The following is a 17,987-nucleotide window of genomic DNA, read 5'->3' as shown; positions in this document are numbered from 1 at the left end:
GAAGAAGAGCGAGAGCTTGAAGAAGAGCGAGAGCTTGCAGAAGAGCCAGAGCTTGAAGAAGAGCCTGAGCTTTTAGAGGAGCCAGCACTTGAAGAAGAGCTAGAGCCTAATGAAGTGCTTGAAGACTTTGGGGCCGATGATTTTACAGACACATCAGACACGCTTTTAGATCCAGAAGATTTACTGGATGAATATAACGATGATGCGTTGCAAAGTGTAGACGAACTCTTAAATGAATTACAACAACCAGAAGACTCAGAATACGTAGAAAGCCCTGATTGGACACTTGATGATCTGGACGATGAAATTGAAGAGGTTGAAGTTGATCTAGGTGATGATCCATTAGCAGAAGACACAGATTCTGATTTATCCCTTGAGGATGAAATACTAGAAACAGAATCAATAACGCCTAGTGAAGAGTTAGAGGATTACCCTGAGTTAGAAATAGCTGAAGATCAAGGGGCTGAAACGCAAGAGTCTACTAGCAATGAAGGTGAGAATGTTGTTAGTCAAACAGAAAAAGATTTGGCTGACTCTATTTCTAAGGGCGCAGACCTGAGTAACTTTGACGAGGAACTTGATGATGAGCCCCATGCCACTGCTGATTTTGATGAAGCCCCAATAATTGATGACAATGAGCTATTGGCGGTAGGCGATGCTGAAGAATTCGCGACAAAAGAAGAGCATAATGAATTAGGTGATGACGGAGAGTTTGCAAAAGATGTTTCAGATTTTTCGGATAATGATATCGATGTGCTGGCTGATGAAGAACTTGATTCAGAACTATCACCAAGTCAAACAGAGCAAGAATTATCACAAGCGCTCTCATCAAGTATTGATTTAAATAGCCTAGAAGATGACTTTGACGATGAGCCGTTAATCGATAGTGAGTTTGAACAGTCAGATTCTGGACTTGATACTAATTCAGAAAGTGAAGAACCACTACCAGAAATTACAGATGAAGCATTGTTATCGCAAGAGAACTTTGATGATTCACAGGTTGATTTAGCAGGGTTAGGCGCCGACCTAGAACTTGATTCTGTCAATGCAGAAGACTTTGAGGAGCTTGTTTCAGAGACGCCAGATGGTGATACTGATAACGACGAAGAGCTAGATGGATTAAATTTAGATGAAGTTGTTAGTGATACCACAATTGATGAAACTTTAGATGCAAGTCTAGAGCCAGAACTATCACCAAGTCAAACAGAGCAAGAACTATCGCAAGCGCTCTCATCAAATATTGATTTAGATAGCTTAGAAGATGATTTTGATGATGAGCCATTAATTGATAGCGAGTTCGATGAATCAAATTTAGAGCCTGAAATTAATGAAGAAGCCAACGTTTTAGTCCCAGAGGATACGGACGAAGATTCATTACTAGGCGCTGATTTAGAGTTTGATTCAGTGGGTGTCGAAGGCGTTGAAGAGCAAGTTTTAGAAACGCCCCAAAACGACATTGAGAGAACGGATACTAAAGAATTTGAACAAGATTTAGATGATGGCGGCAGTGCGATTGCTCAGGAAGTCGACATTGAGCATGAACCAGAATTATCACCAAGCCAAACAGAGCAAGAACTATCGCAAGCACTTTCATCAAATTTTGATTTAGATAGCCTAGAGGATGACTTTGATAATGAACCATTAATTGATAATGAGTTTGATGAATCAGAGTTAGTGCTAGAAGCTAATGACGAGACTGAAGTATCAGCGCCTGAAGCTACTGATGAAAGCCAAATTTTAGACGAAAACCTTGAATATTCACAAAACGATTTAGCAGAAACAGGCACTGATTTACCTAATAGTGAAGAGCTTGAATCATCTGATTTAGGTATCGAGCAAACTGTTGATGATGAACTAGATGAACTAGATGAACTAGATGCTGAGCTTGAAATCAATGACGAGGTTGAGGGATCAATTGCTCAAGTTAACGATGATGCGGTTTCAGCAGAAGAGCTACTTCCTAATAGACCGAGTAATGGTGCTGATTTCTCAGGTTCAGGTGAAGATAATAGTGAAATAACCAGTGACGATGCGTTCACTCCAGAGCTTAATGACAACGAAGCTGATAATCAAAATTCAGCTGAAGATGATATAGACAGCGCGGGAACTAACTTTAATGACGACCTGTTAATTGATGAATTTAATGAACTAGATGGTGAGCTCGACAATCTTAACGACTTAAACGATGACACACTTGATGATTTACTCTCAGAGTCGAATAACGCTGATGGGGACTATTTAGCGCCTGATAGCAGCGTTGGGCTAGACAATCCAGCATTTATAAGTGAATCGGACGATGAAATAAATGAACAAACTAATGTTGATCGTGAAGCTGAACTAACTCAAGTTGACTCTCAGGGTGATACTAACCTTGTATCAGATGAAGCACTTGATGATGAATTTATGGCTGATTTAAGTGAAACCGATTTCGATTCATTGCTCAATGAGTTAGCCGCTCCCGATGAACTTGCTATAGAAGATAGCAGCGAGTTTGATGTTGACTTTGATTCTTTATTGAAAGAAGACTTAGTTGATGAAGAAGTCTTCAATCATAAAGAGCCAGTCCCTGAAGACGCAAAACCTTTAGGTGAAGACGATTTTGTAGATATTGACTCATTACTTGAGCAAAGTGACGATGCTGAACTTGAGCATGAGCCTTACAATGACGTAAATATAGACTTAGGTTTAAGTGAGTTTGATGCATTACTTGCTGGTGATAATCCAACAGACGTTGATGCCGAGAGTGGAGGTTACTCCGCTAAGTTAGACTTAGCACGTGCCTATATTGAAATCGACGACTTTGATTCCGCGCTTAAGGTGATTGAAGACGTAATAGCAAAAGGGCCTGAAGAAGTTCAAGAAGAAGCGCTTAGTTTGCAAGCAAAATTACAACAATAGCATTTGTGTTAATTTCAATACGATAAACCCATAATTGGTGATGCTGATTATGGGTTTTTTATTGTTTTTATATGATTACATCACGGTCGCTTTTATTGCGCCGCGAGATAGCATAAAATGCGCCGTTAATTAGTACAGTAGGTAAAACGATAAATATGCGAGTAGCACTTGGGGTTGAATATAATGGCGCACGTTATAGTGGTTGGCAGCGTCAATCGCACGTAAATAGCGTACAACAAGAAGTAGAAAAGGCGCTGTCGAGTATCTGTAACCACCCAGTTGAAATTGTGTGTGCAGGGCGAACTGACGCAGGAGTGCATGGAACAGGCCAAGTTGTTCATTTTGAAACCAATGCATCTCGTGAAATGGTCGCGTTTACTATGGGTATGAACACTTTGCTACCTAAAGATATTGCTATTCGATTTGCTCAACCTGTTGCAGAAGACTTTCATGCACGTTTTAGTGCAACCGCAAGAAGGTATCGCTACGTTATTTATAACTATCCATACCGTGGAGCTGTTATGAACGAGGGTGTTACTCATTTCCATCACAAGCTAGATGAAAAGGTAATGCAAGAGGCGTGTCAGCATTTAATTGGTGAGCATGACTTTACATCATTCAGAGCATTACACTGCCAAGCTAATACCGCTAAACGTACAATTCATCACTTATCTGTTCAGCGCCAAGGTGATTACGTTGTAATTGATATTAAGGCGAATGCATTTTTGCATCATATGGTGCGCAATATAACCGGTTGCTTAATGGATATTGGCTTACACAAGCACCAACCTGTATGGCTAAAAGAGCTATTAGATTTAAAAGAGCGTGCAAAAGCGAGTGCAACAGCTAAAGCCGCTGGTTTGTATTTAGTCGATGTTGATTACCCAGAGCAGTTTAATATTCCTAAAACCCCACTAGGGCCATTATTTTTACCTGATGTTGATATTTAGTTAGAATTATTAATCGCTAAATTTAATTTCCTCTAACTACTAAGACCAGTTTTTTATACCGTGTTTGTGTAATTCATGTTTTAATTGAAAAAATCTGTCTGCTACTTATTAGCAGACTCGCGACACAGAACAGCATTAAGAGAGTTGCAAATGAGTTGGTTAGAAAAAATCTTACCTAAAACGACTAAGTCGTCAGGTCGTAAAGAAATTCCAGAAGGCGTTTGGGCTAAATGTACAGCTTGCGATTCAATTTTATATAAAGCTGAACTAGAAAAATCATTAAACGTATGTCCTAAATGCGACCATCACATGCGTGTGAGCGGCCGTAAACGTTTAGAGCACTTTTTAGATGAAGGTGACCGCACGGAGCTTGGTACTGAGCACGAGCCTAAAGATGTATTAAAGTTTAAAGACTCTAAAAAATACTCAGACCGTATTAGCGCAGCCCAAAAATCAAGTGGCGAAAAAGACGCGCTAGTTGCAATGAAGGGCCGCTTAAAAGGCATACCTGTTGCTGCGGTTGCTTTTGAATTCTCATTTATGGGTGGTTCAATGGCTTCGGTTGTTGGCGCACGGTTTGTTGATGCCGTAGACCAATGTTTAGAGCACAACATGCCATTAGTGTGCTTTTCTGCCTCAGGTGGTGCACGTATGCAAGAAGCACTTATGTCGCTTATGCAAATGGCCAAAACCAGTGCAGCACTTGCTAAAATGAGCGAAAAAGGATTGCCATTTATTTCGGTAATGACCGACCCAACAATGGGTGGTGTATCGGCTTCATTAGCAATGCTAGGTGATATTAACGTTGCTGAACCAAAAGCCTTAATTGGCTTTGCTGGCCCGCGAGTAATAGAACAAACAGTTCGCGAAACCTTACCAGAAGGTTTTCAGCGTAGTGAGTTTTTACTTGAGCACGGTGCAATAGACATGATTGTTGACCGCCGTGAAATGCGTGATACGTTAGCACGTGTGCTTGCTAAATTTATGAACTTGCCTTCTACTGAACAAGAGCATAGAGTAGCGTAAATTTAAGCTTTTCTGATTTATGCTATGACAAAAACAATCCCTAGCCAATCATCAAGCCTTGATGATTGGCTTTTTTATTTAGAAAGTGTTCACCCAGCCAACATTGCAATGGGCTTAGAGCGCGTTGCAGATGTTGCCAATAATATTGGTTTACTAAATACCCCCAGTAAAATAATTCTAATTGGTGGCACAAATGGCAAAGGGACTACCGCTCGCTGCTTAGAATCGCTACTACTTGCGCAAGGTTACAGCGTAGGTACTTACGCCTCTCCTCATTTAATTCGATATAACGAACGTGTTCGCATAAATGGTCAAGAGCTTGATGATCAATACCATGTTGATGCCTTCAACACGCTAGAGCAAGGCCGGGGGAGCACACCGCTTACGTATTTTGAGTACGGTACGTTGGGAGCACTGGCTATTTTTAAGCGCTTTGAAGTAGATTATGTATTATTAGAAGTAGGTTTAGGCGGGCGTTTTGATGCAACAAATATAGTAACGCCATACGCAAGTGTTATTACAACCATCGATTTAGACCATAAAGAATACCTTGGCGATACCCGAGAGCTGGTGGCGTACGATAAAGCGGGTATATTCCGTAAAGATACCCCCGCTATCATTGGGGACTTAAGTATCCCGCATACAATGATTGATTACGGTAACGAGATTAGTGCCAATATGACATTATCAGGCACTGACTTTATTTTTAAAGAGCATGACAAAACGTTTAATTGGCAGTTTGAAAAACATAACCTTACACTCAATAAACCTGCAATACCCGCGCAAAATGCAGCGACTGCTCTAACAGTGTTGAGCGTTTTAAATTTATTACCCAATGTTGATGTAATAAAGAATTGCTTAGCTAACTTGGTGGTGGAAGGGCGCTTCGAACAGTTAAGCACAGAGCCATTGGTATTTACAGACGTCGCTCACAATCCAGAGTCAGCTCGCTATTTAGCCAATAAGTTATTAAGTTACAAAGATAAAGGCTTTAAAGTTCATGCATTAGCCGCTATGCTTGCTGATAAAGATAAAGCAGCGGTGCTCAAAGAGCTAGCCCATCTTGTTGATGATTGGTTTCTTGCTAGCTTAGGCGGCCCTCGTGGTGATAGTGCTAATAACTTAAAAGAAGCCCTACAAAGCGTATCTACTCACGACAAGGTACAAAGCTTTGAAAGCGTTGAACGAGCACTGAGTGTTATTTTACCTAAGCAACAAGACAATGTTATTTTAATTGTATTTGGTTCATTTTTTACAGTAGCAGATGCTATTAATTATTTTAAAAAATAGAGAGGATATCGGTGAACTCAAGTTTTATAAATCGCTTAGTTGGAACAAGTATTGTGGTGATCGCAGCGATTGTGTTTATCCCAAACATACTTGATGGCGAAAAAGTGCACTACAAGGAAGGCTTTAAAGCGATCCCAGAGCGACCTGAGTTCAAAACGATTGACTTGCAAGACTCAATTAATGATCAAGTAGCTATAGCTGAGCCGTTAAAACAAGATAACATTGAAGATATTTCTCCTGATGATGACGTTTTAGAGCAAGACGATACTATTTCACAAAGCAACTTTGCCAGTGAAGAGAAAATAGTTGAAGCGTCAGTCATACCTAAAGCTACAAAAACTGACATTGCTGAACCGCAAGTTGCTAAAGCGAAAGAAGAGACTAAGGTTCCTGAAAAAGTCGTCAAAGAGGCAGCTAAGCCTATTACACCGCGTAAAAGTGATGAAAATCTAACTGATATGGCCTATGTGGTGCAGTTAGGTAGTTTTTCTCATGCTGCAAATGTTAAAGCATTACAGGCTAAATTAACTTCAAAAGGGTTTAATACGTTTACTAAACCTATAAAAACACCTAACGGAACGCTAACAAAAGTATTTGTTGGTCCGTCACTTGATAAAACTGAGTTGGAAAAGCAATTACCAGAACTTAAAAAGCTTACTAAGCTTAACGGTAAAATAACCCAATACGAAGTAACTAACTAATTAAAAAGGCCTTAAACAATAAGGCCTTTTTCTTTGATGTTACACAATTACTTAGGCCAATTTATTAACTGTCAAAATGTTAATTAAATGTTTCAGGTTGGCTGCGGTTATCTCCCGTTTAAACTTGCATACTGAGGATGTTTGGGTATAGAATGCGCCCCAAAATAGCGACTAATTGGTTATTATGATCTGGGTTGATTACGCCATTCTTGGCATCATTGCACTGTCTACCATCATCGGTTTAATACGCGGCTTTGTAAAAGAAGCTATGTCATTAGCGGTATGGGCAGGCGCGTTTATCATCTCAAGTTTATTTTACCAATATTTAGCTTCCTTCCTAACAAGCATTTCTGAACCCCTTTTAAGAAATGCGGCGGCCATTGCCATACTCTTCTTTGCGACGCTCCTGTTAGGCGGTTTACTAAACTATATTTTAGGTCAGCTTGTACTTCGTACTGGCTTATCGGGTACTGACCGTGTCTTTGGCATAGTGTTTGGTGCTCTACGAGGCGTGTTGGTCGTGAGCGCGTTACTCTTCTTTCTTGATGCTTTTACTGGTGCACCTAATACGCACTGGTGGGGTAATTCTATTTTGATTCCAGAATTTGGCTTTGTTGTTGAATGGTTTTTTTCGTACCTCGAAAACAACTCCAGCTTTTTAAATTCAGTAAACCGTTAATCGGCGAGGATAAATTACATGTGTGGTATCGTTGGAATAGTCGGAACGTCTCCTGTGAATCAGGCGATATATGATGGCTTAACTGTTTTGCAGCATCGTGGGCAAGACGCCGCGGGAATAATTACCATTGAAAATAATACGTTTAGCTTACGTAAAGCAAACGGCCTAGTGAAAGATGTATTTCACACACGTCACATGAAGCGACTACAAGGTACCATTGGTATTGGCCATGTACGTTATCCAACAGCAGGCTCTTCTAGTTCATCTGAGGCACAGCCTTTTTATGTAAACTCACCATTTGGTATCGCCCTTGCGCATAATGGAAACCTTACAAATGCTGAAGAACTAAAAGAACAGTTATTTTCAGAAGCACGTCGACATGTTAATACAACGTCTGACTCTGAGATATTGCTTAATATTATGGCGCATGAGCTTAGTCGCTCAGACAAGTTACACCTAGACCCTGAAGATGTGTTTACAGCCGTTGCTGAGGTAAACAAAAAAGTAACGGGTGGCTATGCAGCCATTGCTATGATTATCGGTCACGGCGTTGTAGCGTTTCGTGATCCTAACGGTATTCGCCCTCTTGTTTTTGGTAAACGCGAGACTGAAAAAGGCACAGAGTACATGTTTGCCTCAGAGAGTGTGGCACTAAAACCTGATGGCTTTGAGTTTATTCGCGATGTAGCCCCAGGTGAAGCTATTTTTGTGACTGAAGATGGACAGTTCCACTCATTAAATTGTGCAGATAAAGTGTCTTACTCGCCTTGTATTTTTGAATTTGTTTATTTTGCTCGTCCAGACTCAACAATAGACAGAATGTCGGTTTATGCAACACGCGTAAACATGGGTACCAAACTGGGTGAGAAAATAGCACGTGAGTGGGCAGATAAAGACATTGATGTTGTCATTCCTATTCCAGAAACTTCGTGCGATGTCGCGCTTGAAATTGCTCGCGTACTTGATTTACCGTACCGCCAAGGCTTTGTTAAAAACCGTTACATTGGCCGTACGTTCATTATGCCTGGTCAAGAAATGCGTAAAAAGTCAGTGCGTCAAAAGCTAAACGCAATTGATCGTGAATTTAAAGGTAAAAATGTATTACTTGTTGACGATTCAATAGTGCGCGGTACTACATCTGCGCAAATTGTGGAAATAGCGCGAGAGTCTGGTGCTAAAAACGTATACTTTGCCTCAGCAGCTCCTGAAATACGCTTTCCAAATGTTTATGGTATTGATATGCCATCGGCAGCTGAACTTATTGCTCATGGCCGTGAGGTTGAAGATATAAACGCAAGTATTGGTTCTGACGGATTGATTTTTCAGTCATTAACAGATTTAATGGCCGCTGTAAGCCAAGAAAATCCAGAAATAACTCAATTTGAAACTTCTGTGTTTGACGGGCAATATATAACAGGCGACATAGATCAAAACTATTTAAACCGAATAGATAAACTGAGAAACGATACAGCTAAAAGCACACGCGAAACCGCGATGTCATCAGGGTTAGAGATACATAACCAAGAAGAAAACGAGACAGATTAATTCTTTCGAGTATTTTAATTTTAGAAAAGGAGCTAATTAGCTCCTTTTTTGTTGGTTGAACATTACTTAATCGAGTTACTAAAAATTTATTATGTGAACATGGGGCTTACAATGCCATTTGTCCAAAGAATCGCAGTGGCAGCTAATATGATGACTAATAATATTAGCCCACAGGTAACGACCGAGCTTGCATAAATAAAACCACGTTCTTCAGGTATGTGCATGAGTATAGGTACTCCGGTATAAAGTAAATAAACCGAGTAAGCTAATGCAACAATTCCAGCACATACAACAAACCAAAGCACAGGCCAAAAAGCGGCAAGCGCAGACATAAATACCGGTGTTGCTGTGTAAGCCGCTAGTTCAAGCGTTTGAGTAAAGGTGGGTTTAGAGCCAAAAGTAACGGCCATCCAATGGGCTAAATAGGCAAGTGCAAATACACCTATAATTAAAGCTACATACATGGCTATAGCTATTAATAGCGCGCTCTCATGTGTTAAAAATACTAGACCACCAGTGCCAATGCTCCAGCCCAAGTATACAGACGAATAATACCCCATTGTTGATGGAAACAAAGCAATAAGTAAAATGTGTGACAAGCTATAGGTCAAGCTTTCGTGTCGGTTATCAATTGTTTGCCACTCTTCAAGTGGGTGAGCGTATAAGCCCCATAGGTGGTTTAATATCATAGTGTGTACTCCGTTTAGGAAGGTATTATTGTTTTTGTTGTAGTGTATTATTTATACAGTTCATTTACAGTTATGGGCCACATAGTGTACAAAGTCAAGTTAACTAATTTTTAACAAATAAATGAAGTTGGCTTTGATTTAATCAAACCGTGAATTCGTGTTAAAATACAGGTTCTTTAATTTTAATTAGCAACGAGTATCAAACGTGTCACATAGCCAGCTGTTAGAGCCTATTCATGATTTTTTATTGTGCAAAACACCGACTCAGTGGGTAGATAAAGCAATCAAAAAAGAAAATCTGTCAGTTATTTTAATAGATCACTTAATTTGTGAGTTAAAAGCCGCTCAGTCAGCAATGTTTTTAATTCGTAAGTATGCAGTAGATAAAGAAAGCGGTGATGCACTTTTAGCTTGGCTTAAACCTTTCGAAACACTTATTTATAAACGTGAAGGTAACTGGCGTGATTTAGCAGCAAAAAACAAGCTTACTAAATCAATCATTCCCAAGTCTAACTCTCCTTACGGGCAAGACTTAATTGACAAAATGGTGTTGCTCATAAAAGAAGAGTTACATCACTTTTACCAAGTTTTAGAAATAATGGATGAGTATGGTGTAGAGTACGAAAGTATTACACCATGTCGTTACGCTAAAGGGATGTTACGAAATGTTAAAACATTCGAGCCAAATGCACTTGTCGACAAATTAATTGTAGGTGCTTACATTGAGGCACGCTCGTGTGAGCGTTTTGCAAAGTTGGCGCCCCATGTAGATAAACGTCTAGGTGATTTTTATATTTCGCTACTGCGCTCAGAGGCACGTCATTATCAAGATTATCTAGCCTTGGCGCAAGAAATTGCCGATTTTGATATTACGCAAAGGGTTAAGGAATTTGGTGAAATTGAAGCTGAACTTATTGTATCGGCAGATGAAGACTTCAAATTTCATAGTGGTACTCCAGCATAATCCCCCCAGTGCTTTATTTTTTGCATAACTGATGAGATAAAGCACTAAAAATTAGACCAAACTTAAATCGCCTTCTACTATATATAGTAAATAGTTACATACAAATTTATGAACTATATCTATTAAATTTAGTTGTATATTTTTTATATAGGCGGTGTAGGATGTCCGATAACAACAGTCTGTTTGTATTTGATGAGGAGCTTGAAGAAGACAGCTCAACAATAAAAAAAATAAAAAGTGCTCACTGTTGAGGACGATATAAATTATCAGCATGCTTTAACCAACAGCTTAAAAGAAATGAGACCAGAGGATAATTGTGAAATAGAAGTTCTCACAGCTAACTCGGTTTCACAAGCAGCTTTAGTGCTCAGTTTGCATCCAGATATAGCGCTCACTTTTATAGATGTTGTAATGGAAGATGATGACTCAGGTCTCAGGCTTGTAAGTACTATAAGAGAGGTGATTGGTAACGCAGACATGCGTATTGTTTTACTTACAGGTCAACCAGGCTTTGCTCCCGAACAGCAAATAATGAAAACGCTTGATATAGACGAATATTGGAATAAATCAGACGTCTCTGCTGAAAAATTACAATCTATTGTTACAAGCAACTTACGCACCTGGAAATACATTTCACAAATATCTTCAGCCAGAAAAGGTCTTCAACTTGTTTTAGATGCTTCAAGAAGCATAAACAGTAAACACGATATGGGATCTTTCTCTAAAGCTGTTTTAGAAGAAATCAGTAATATTTTAAACGTCACTGAGGGAGGAGGGATTATGTGCTCTACTCAAAGTGATGGCGAAATTATCAGAGCGCATATTTCGACAGCTAATGGTTGTTTTGATGGGTTTGAAGGAAAGCTTATTGACGATAGGGTTTTACTTCCACAAATCTACAGTGATTTTAAGCGAGCTTTGGACGAAAAAAGGCACGTTTTTTCTGAATACCACACGATATTTTATTTTTGCAACAAAGAAATAGCTGGGGAAAGCTATGTAACGATTGTTCAGTCGGACAATGAAATATCAGAACAAAATGAATATTTATTAAAAGTATTCAGTGAAAATGTAAGCACAGGCTTTAGTAACATAGCACTGCTTAACAAGCTTACTGAACTTGCATATACCGATGTGTCGTTAAACACGCACAATCGTAACTGGCTCATTCGTGAAATAAAAAATATGAACCTGCACGAGCAGTACCAAACACGTTTGTTAGTTTTTGAAGTTGAGCAATTTGAAGAAAAAGCATTTTCGTTTGGCCATGATTTTTGTCAAAAGCTATTAAAAGAAGTTTATAAAAATTTAATGACTATTTTTGATGGTTATTCAGCGCGCATTGCCATTATCAATAACAGCAGCTTTGGATTACTTATAAACGCAAACTTCGATATAACCGACGAAATGATAGCTAGCCTGATAAGGCAAAAATGTATAATTACCTCTGTAAAACAATATGCTGATTTGAGAATTCTTGATTTAGCGCTAAGTTCTGTTTTAAATATTGTACCCGAAAAAATAATAAGCATTGCTGAATCTAGTTTAAGTGATAGCCAAACCGCATCTTTAAAATATATAAAGCATACCCAAGAAAAAACAGAAGCATTAACTAACCGATATAGTTTAATGGCCCGATTAAGAAGAGTAATTGGTGCTGGTACTTTACAAATAGCCTTACAGCCTAAAATGGACTTAGCAACGTTAACCCCTGTGGGCTTTGAAGCATTGGCTCGTTGGCAGTTAGAAGACGGTAGTTTTGTAAGCCCAGAGATATTTATTGAACTTGCTGAAACAGCAGGTTTAATTAGTGAATTAGACAGCGTTATTTTCGATAAGATAATTTCGACTATTCATAAGTTAAGTGATATGGGCGTAAATTTGCCTATTGCTTTTAATGCGTCGGCTTTTGATTTGGTTGACTCTGACTACTGCAAAAAAATCCTTCATAAGTTAAAAGATGCCAATATACCTCCAGAAATGCTTGAGCTAGAGATTACTGAGACCCAAGCGATCAGTAATTACGACTTAATTAGAGAGTCGTTAGATGAATTTATGGCGCTGGGTATTAAAGTAAGCATTGATGACTTTGGAACAGGTTATTCATCTATTTCACACATAACTGAGATACCTGCAAATATTTTAAAAATAGACAGATGTTTTTTAACTGATATTGAGCGCAATGCTAATAACCAATACATCCTAGAAATGATTGTAAACTTAGCCAGACGATTTAATTTTTCTATTATTGTTGAGGGTGTAGAAACACTAGAGCAGTGTGAATGGGTTAAAAAAATAGGCTGTGATGTGGCCCAAGGTTATTACTTTTCAAAACCACTGTTTTTTGACGATTTAACAACATGGTTAAAGCAATATGGAAAAGTTTGATCATAGACTTTCTGTTAGTTTAAATAATAAACAGCTATATATTAAAGCATTGTTTATTATGGTTGCTGCTGGCGTTATTAGTTTTTTAGTATATTGGCAAATTTACCAATCAAGGCTTGCGCTTGTTCAAGATTATCAAGACGACAAACTATCTCTAGTGCAGACAGAGTTTGTAAAAGAGCTAAGTAGTATAAAAAAACTAACACAAGTTTTAGCAGACAACAAAAACCTAAAAAGGGGCAATAAGCTCAGGTATATGTTTAGAGACCGAGAATCCATACGAAGCATAAATGATTACTTCGTTAATTTTGGGTTATTATCGCCTATCATTTCGCAAATTCGGTGGATTGATATTACCGGGAACGAACGTTTTAGAGTTGACTTTAAAAACGGTGAGGCAAAAGTTGTTAAGCAAAAAGAGCTCCAAAACAAAATGTCGCGCTATTACTTTAGGCAAGGTATATCGATAGAGGCACCTGATTCGTTTTTATCAAGAATTGATTTAAACATGGAGTATGGTTCAATAGTTGAGCCATACGAACCCACCATTAGAGTTACTTATCGAACTAGCTCAAGCGAATTTATAGTTGATGGCCTCATTATAATTAATTTTAACTTATCTGACTTTTTTCAGAAAATTAGAAATTACTCTTCTGAAAACGCTCAAATTAATATTGTAAACAAAGATGGGTATTGGATTTTTAACAATGATAAGTCTAAAGAGTGGGGGTTTATGCTTGGATTGCCAGAGCTAACAATTGCTAATTATAACCCATCACTCTGGGAGTCTATGCAAAACCAACAAGAAAATACAGTAAGATATTTTGATTCAAACATTTATTCGTTAGACAAGCTGCCCGCACTTTTTTCAAAAAGGCATAATGAAACCCTTAATGAAGTCATTTATATTTACATCAAAAGTAAAGATAAGTTGATGAATAAAATACACTTTACGGCACTAGGTTATGCTGGTACTAGCGGTATTATTCTTTTGTTTATTGGTGGCTTTATTTTATATAGAGAGTATTGTTATACAAAAACGCTAAAAGATTTATTTGACCAGTTACGCGCTGAAAAGTTGGAGCTGGATTCTGTCAATAATCAACTTTCAAATACCATTAGGCAGCAGCAACTTTTGCAGGACAGCTTTGTTGAAGCGCAAAAATTATCTTCATTAGGCATGCTTGTTGCGGGTGTAGCTCATGAGATGAATACGCCTATTGGCGGTGCTATTATTTCTGTTACTAATGCTGAGTCGGTGATGAGCCGCCTAAATGAAGGTATAAAAACTGGCTTAACAAAGTCTCTACTAGAGAACAGCGTATCAAGCTTAGATGATAATTTAGGCTTAGCCAGAGTAAACCTAGATAAAGCTGCTGTACTTGTAAAAAGCTTTAAAAAAATGGCTATTGATAGAAACAATGAAGAATTTATTGAGTGTAATATTGAAGCAATAATAAAAGAGTTGTTGGTTACGCTAAACTCTCGATTAAAAACTTCAAAGGTTAAAATTAAAACCTTGTTTAATGATAGCTGCACGCTTAAAAGTCGCCCTGGGATTATCTCACAGGTTATTGAAAACCTTATAATGAATGCGCTTAACCACGCTTTTGAAGAGAATCAATCTGGAGAGATTGAAATTAAGGTTGAGGAAAGTGATAAGGGAGATGTAAATATTATAGTATCAGACAGCGGATGCGGGATTAATCAGCAGCAGCAATCTGTTATTTTTGAGCCCTTTCATACATCAGCGCGCGGTAAAGGAAACATAGGGCTTGGGCTTTATATGGTTTCTCAATGGGTTACCAAAATTTTAAAAGGGCAGTTGGTTTTAGAGTCTGATCCTAAATGGGAAGATAAATTTAAAACTCGATTTACAATTACGTTGCCTAAAAATTAAGTGAGTACCCACATTCAATTTTTAACGTATTATTTAAATGCTATATAGGGCCTTAAAGGGACTACACTTAGGGATTGAGGCTCTAAAAATGGCTTTATATAGCTCATTTAAATGGTGTGTTTATTAGCCTTTGTTCTTGAGGTGTCACAATTAAGTAGGAGCCTTGTTCGTACCAGTCACCTAAAACAGTGCGTGTAAGCGTTTGTCCATTTAGTGAGTATGTATGAATATTTGGTCGGTGCGTATGACCATGGATCATGTTAACAACTTTGTGCTTCGTAAATGTCGAAAGGACAGCATCATCAACAACGTCTAAAATTTCTATCGGTTTATCTGCTTGGCTAAGCTTACTTTTTTCACGGGCATTGCGAGCTATTTTTTTTCGGTACCATAATGGCATGGCAAGCATTAATTTTGGCCACCACCAACCGCGGCTTTTTTTACGAAATTTTTGATACTCAATATCCTGGGTACACATTTCATCCCCATGTAAAATAACAGTGGGTGTGCCGTAAAGGTCTATAACAGTTTGCTCATCTAACAGTGTCATACCTGCTAAATTTGCATAGTGTTTTCGCAGGATAAAGTCGCGATTACCATGAATAAAATAGACGGGAATACCTGAATCACTTACTGCTTTAAGCTTTTTAGCTACACTGCGCGCAAGTTCAGTGACGTAGTCATCACCTACCCATACTTCAAAAAAGTCACCTAAAATGTAAAGCGCATCAACGTCTTGATTCAAAATGTTAGATTCTAAAAACTTAAAAAAGCAGCGCTAATATCAGGTCTGTTTTCAGTTAAATGTAAATCAGCGATAAAATACGTTTTTTTAGTCATAGGGATATCTTTTCGATAAAAATAAAGCGGGCGCATGCATGTTGCAATGACACCCGCTGATACTCCACGTTATGTGGGTAAGCGAACTATTAGTTAACAGTAACGCTTTCGATGATCACGTCTTCAAGAGGAACATCTTGGTGAAAACCATTGCTACCAGTAGCTACACCTTTAATTTTTTCTACAATGTCCATGCCTTCAACTACTTCAGCAAACACACAGTAACCCCAGCCTTGAGACGTTTCGCTGCTGTGGTTTAAAAAATCATTGTTGTTAACATTAATAAAAAACTGTGCTGTAGCAGAGTGTGGATCTGGTGTGCGTGCCATAGCTAAAGTACCTACTTTATTAGACAGGCCGTTGTTAGCTTCGTTTTGAATAGGGTCGTTAACGTCTTTTTGCTCCATACCTGAAACAAAGCCACCACCTTGAACCATAAAGCCATCAATTACACGGTGAAAAATTGTACCGTTGTAAAAACCTGCGTTTGCATACTCTAAAAAGTTTTTTACTGTGTTTGGAGCTTCTTGCTCAAACATTTTAATGGTGATGTCACCAAAGTTTGTGTGTAGAACAACCATGTGCTTTCCTATATCTGGTTTAAATAGTCGCACTATTTTATCTTAGTTAGCTAAGATTAACAAAGCGCTAGAGCCCATGCTTTTCAAGTGGTAACATACATTTTCTTGATAATAGTGAAGGACACCAACTAAATGGTACAAATATACAACACACTCACGCGACAAAAAGAACAATTTAAACCTATGGTCGATGGTAAAATCGACATGTATGTGTGTGGTATCACCATTTACGATTACTGTCATATCGGTCATGCGCGTACATTTGTTGGCTTTGACGTCATTGTTCGCTACCTTCGCCATATTGGTTACAATTTAAAATATGTACGTAATATTACCGACGTTGACGACAAAATTATTAAACGTGCAAATGAAAATAAAGAGTCAATAAACGATTTAACACTGCGCATGACCAAAGCCATGCATGAAGATTTTGATAGCCTAAACATGTTACGCCCGGATGTAGAACCAACAGTGACAGGGCACATGGGTGAAATTATTGAAATGGTTGAGCGTTTAATAGCTAAAGGGCATGCGTATGTAGCAGCTGATGGTGACGTGTTATTTGATGTTTCAACGTTTGAGCAATACGGTGCGCTCTCTCAGCAAGATTTAACCATGCTTCAGTCAGGGGCACGTGTTGAAGTGGCACAAGATAAAGACGACCCACTGGACTTCGTTTTATGGAAAAAAGCCAAAGCTGGTGAGCCTTCATGGTCATCTCCATGGGGAGAAGGGCGCCCAGGTTGGCATATTGAATGTTCAGCTATGAGCTCAAAGCACTTAGGTGAACATTTTGATATTCATGGTGGGGGGTCTGATTTACAGTTTCCGCACCATGAAAATGAAATTGCGCAGTCATGCTGTGCCAATAATGGTGAGTATGTAAATACGTGGATCCACACTGGCATGGTACAAGTAAATAAAGAAAAAATGTCTAAATCGTTAGATAATTTTTTTACTGTTCGCGATGTGCTAAAAGAGTACGACCCTGAGTCGGTTCGTTACTTTTTAATATCAGGCCATTACCGCAGCCAACTTAATTACTCGCAAGAAAACTTAGACCAAGCACGTTCATCGCTAGAGCGTATTTATACTGCTTTACGTGACGTTAAACCCATCGAGTGTGAGCTTGAGAGTAACGAGTTCGTGATTAAATTTAGAAAAGCAATGGATGATGATTTTAATACTCCAGAGGCTTTACCTGTTTTATTTGAGCTGGCAAAAGAGCTAAACCGCGTAAAAGAAAGCGATGCAATACAGGCGGGTCAACTTGCGTTTATATTACGTACTATTGGCGAAGTATTAGGCGTTGCACAACAAGCGCCTGAGGCTTTTTTACAAGGCGGGCAAGATGATAATGAAGTTGCAACGATTGAAGCCTTAATAGTAAAACGTAATGAAGCACGTGCGAGTAAAGACTGGGCTGCTGCTGATGAAGCACGTGATGCGCTTAATGCATTAGGTGTAATACTTGAAGATTCAGCCGGTAAAACAACGTGGCGTAAGGCTTAAAATTACTCGCTTGTAATAAAAAAG

Annotated in this window: 13 protein-coding genes and 1 pseudogene; 11 read left to right on the top strand and 3 right to left on the bottom strand. The window is 38.7% G+C overall.

Going from position 1 to position 17,987, the window contains the following annotated elements:
• The 7 genes from P20480_RS11695 to purF form a co-directional block, all read left to right on the top strand.
• Positions 1–2,898 (top strand): FimV/HubP family polar landmark protein (locus P20480_RS11695; protein WP_033025283.1); only part of this gene is annotated, 2,898 nt, incomplete at its 5' end.
• A gap of 155 nt (positions 2,899–3,053) precedes the next feature.
• Entirely contained in the window at positions 3,054–3,848 is a 795-nt protein-coding gene (truA, locus tag P20480_RS11700) for a tRNA pseudouridine(38-40) synthase TruA (protein WP_008128643.1), read from the top strand.
• A 150-nt stretch (positions 3,849–3,998) separates the two neighbouring features.
• Positions 3,999–4,874 (top strand): acetyl-CoA carboxylase, carboxyltransferase subunit beta, encoded by an 876-nt coding sequence (gene accD / locus P20480_RS11705; RefSeq protein WP_008128641.1) that lies wholly within the window; start codon positions 3,999–4,001, stop codon positions 4,872–4,874.
• Positions 4,875–4,898: 24 nt separating this feature from the next.
• The gene (gene folC / locus P20480_RS11710; RefSeq protein WP_008128639.1) at positions 4,899–6,164 is read left to right on the top strand and encodes a bifunctional tetrahydrofolate synthase/dihydrofolate synthase; all 1,266 of its coding nucleotides are present in this window, start codon (positions 4,899–4,901) and stop codon (positions 6,162–6,164) included.
• An 11-nt stretch (positions 6,165–6,175) separates the two neighbouring features.
• Positions 6,176–6,865, top strand: coding sequence for an SPOR domain-containing protein (locus P20480_RS11715; protein ID WP_008128638.1), 690 nt, complete (start codon positions 6,176–6,178; stop codon positions 6,863–6,865).
• Between the two features lie 184 nt (positions 6,866–7,049).
• Positions 7,050–7,544, top strand: coding sequence for a CvpA family protein (locus P20480_RS11720; protein WP_006793890.1), 495 nt, complete (start codon positions 7,050–7,052; stop codon positions 7,542–7,544).
• An 18-nt stretch (positions 7,545–7,562) separates the two neighbouring features.
• Positions 7,563–9,089 (top strand): amidophosphoribosyltransferase, encoded by a 1,527-nt coding sequence (gene purF, locus P20480_RS11725; protein WP_033025282.1) that lies wholly within the window; start codon positions 7,563–7,565, stop codon positions 9,087–9,089.
• An 89-nt stretch (positions 9,090–9,178) separates the two neighbouring features.
• Here the strand turns inward: purF and P20480_RS11730 are convergent, their stop codons facing one another.
• Positions 9,179–9,778, bottom strand: coding sequence for a Yip1 family protein (locus tag P20480_RS11730; protein WP_008128633.1), 600 nt, complete (start codon positions 9,776–9,778; stop codon positions 9,179–9,181).
• A gap of 205 nt (positions 9,779–9,983) precedes the next feature.
• Here P20480_RS11730 and miaE point away from each other — a divergent pair, with 205 nt between their 5' ends.
• The 3 genes from miaE to P20480_RS11745 all read left to right on the top strand — a co-directional run bounded on the left by miaE (position 9,984) and on the right by P20480_RS11745 (position 15,030).
• The gene (gene miaE, locus P20480_RS11735; protein WP_008128630.1) at positions 9,984–10,742 is read left to right on the top strand and encodes a tRNA isopentenyl-2-thiomethyl-A-37 hydroxylase MiaE; all 759 of its coding nucleotides are present in this window, start codon (positions 9,984–9,986) and stop codon (positions 10,740–10,742) included.
• 237 nt (positions 10,743–10,979) lie between these two features.
• Positions 10,980–13,130, top strand: coding sequence for an EAL domain-containing protein (locus tag P20480_RS11740; protein ID WP_008128628.1), 2,151 nt, complete (start codon positions 10,980–10,982; stop codon positions 13,128–13,130).
• Positions 13,117–15,030, top strand: a complete 1,914-nt coding sequence (locus tag P20480_RS11745; protein ID WP_008128625.1) for a sensor histidine kinase — start codon at positions 13,117–13,119, stop codon at positions 15,028–15,030. Before P20480_RS11740 ends, P20480_RS11745 begins: the two co-directional genes overlap by 14 nt.
• A gap of 103 nt (positions 15,031–15,133) precedes the next feature.
• Here P20480_RS11745 and P20480_RS11750 read toward each other — a convergent pair.
• Together P20480_RS11750 and P20480_RS11755 are read right to left on the bottom strand one after the other, a co-directional pair.
• Positions 15,134–15,870 (bottom strand): annotated as a pseudogene (locus P20480_RS11750) (UDP-2,3-diacylglucosamine diphosphatase).
• 89 nt (positions 15,871–15,959) lie between these two features.
• Positions 15,960–16,451 (bottom strand): peptidylprolyl isomerase, encoded by a 492-nt coding sequence (locus tag P20480_RS11755; protein ID WP_008128620.1) that lies wholly within the window; start codon positions 16,449–16,451, stop codon positions 15,960–15,962.
• A gap of 132 nt (positions 16,452–16,583) precedes the next feature.
• On the opposite strand from P20480_RS11755, the gene cysS reads away from it, so the two are divergent.
• A complete protein-coding gene (gene cysS / locus P20480_RS11760) occupies positions 16,584–17,963 on the top strand; it encodes a cysteine--tRNA ligase (RefSeq protein ID WP_008128618.1) in 1,380 nt (459 codons plus the stop codon).
• The last annotated feature ends 24 nt before the right edge of the window (positions 17,964–17,987 follow it).

The sequence above is a fragment of the Pseudoalteromonas sp. BSi20480 genome (assembly GCF_000241365.1).
GTDB lineage: Bacteria > Pseudomonadota > Gammaproteobacteria > Enterobacterales > Alteromonadaceae > Pseudoalteromonas > Pseudoalteromonas marina.
The sequence above is the reverse complement of the archived record's forward strand: the minus strand, read 5'-3'. Positions and strand labels throughout refer to the sequence as shown.

Coding starts and splice junctions, on each gene's coding strand:
- purF (WP_033025282.1), top strand. CDS start 7,563: ATGTGTGGTATCGTTGGAATAGTCGGAACGTCTCCTGTGAATCAGGCG.
- folC (WP_008128639.1), top strand. CDS start 4,899: ATGACAAAAACAATCCCTAGCCAATCATCAAGCCTTGATGATTGGCTT.
- accD (WP_008128641.1), top strand. CDS start 3,999: ATGAGTTGGTTAGAAAAAATCTTACCTAAAACGACTAAGTCGTCAGGT.
- P20480_RS11720 (WP_006793890.1), top strand. CDS start 7,050: ATGATCTGGGTTGATTACGCCATTCTTGGCATCATTGCACTGTCTACC.
- cysS (WP_008128618.1), top strand. CDS start 16,584: ATGGTACAAATATACAACACACTCACGCGACAAAAAGAACAATTTAAA.
- truA (WP_008128643.1), top strand. CDS start 3,054: ATGCGAGTAGCACTTGGGGTTGAATATAATGGCGCACGTTATAGTGGT.
- P20480_RS11745 (WP_008128625.1), top strand. CDS start 13,117: ATGGAAAAGTTTGATCATAGACTTTCTGTTAGTTTAAATAATAAACAG.
- P20480_RS11755 (WP_008128620.1), bottom strand. CDS start 16,451: ATGGTTGTTCTACACACAAACTTTGGTGACATCACCATTAAAATGTTT.
- P20480_RS11730 (WP_008128633.1), bottom strand. CDS start 9,778: ATGATATTAAACCACCTATGGGGCTTATACGCTCACCCACTTGAAGAG.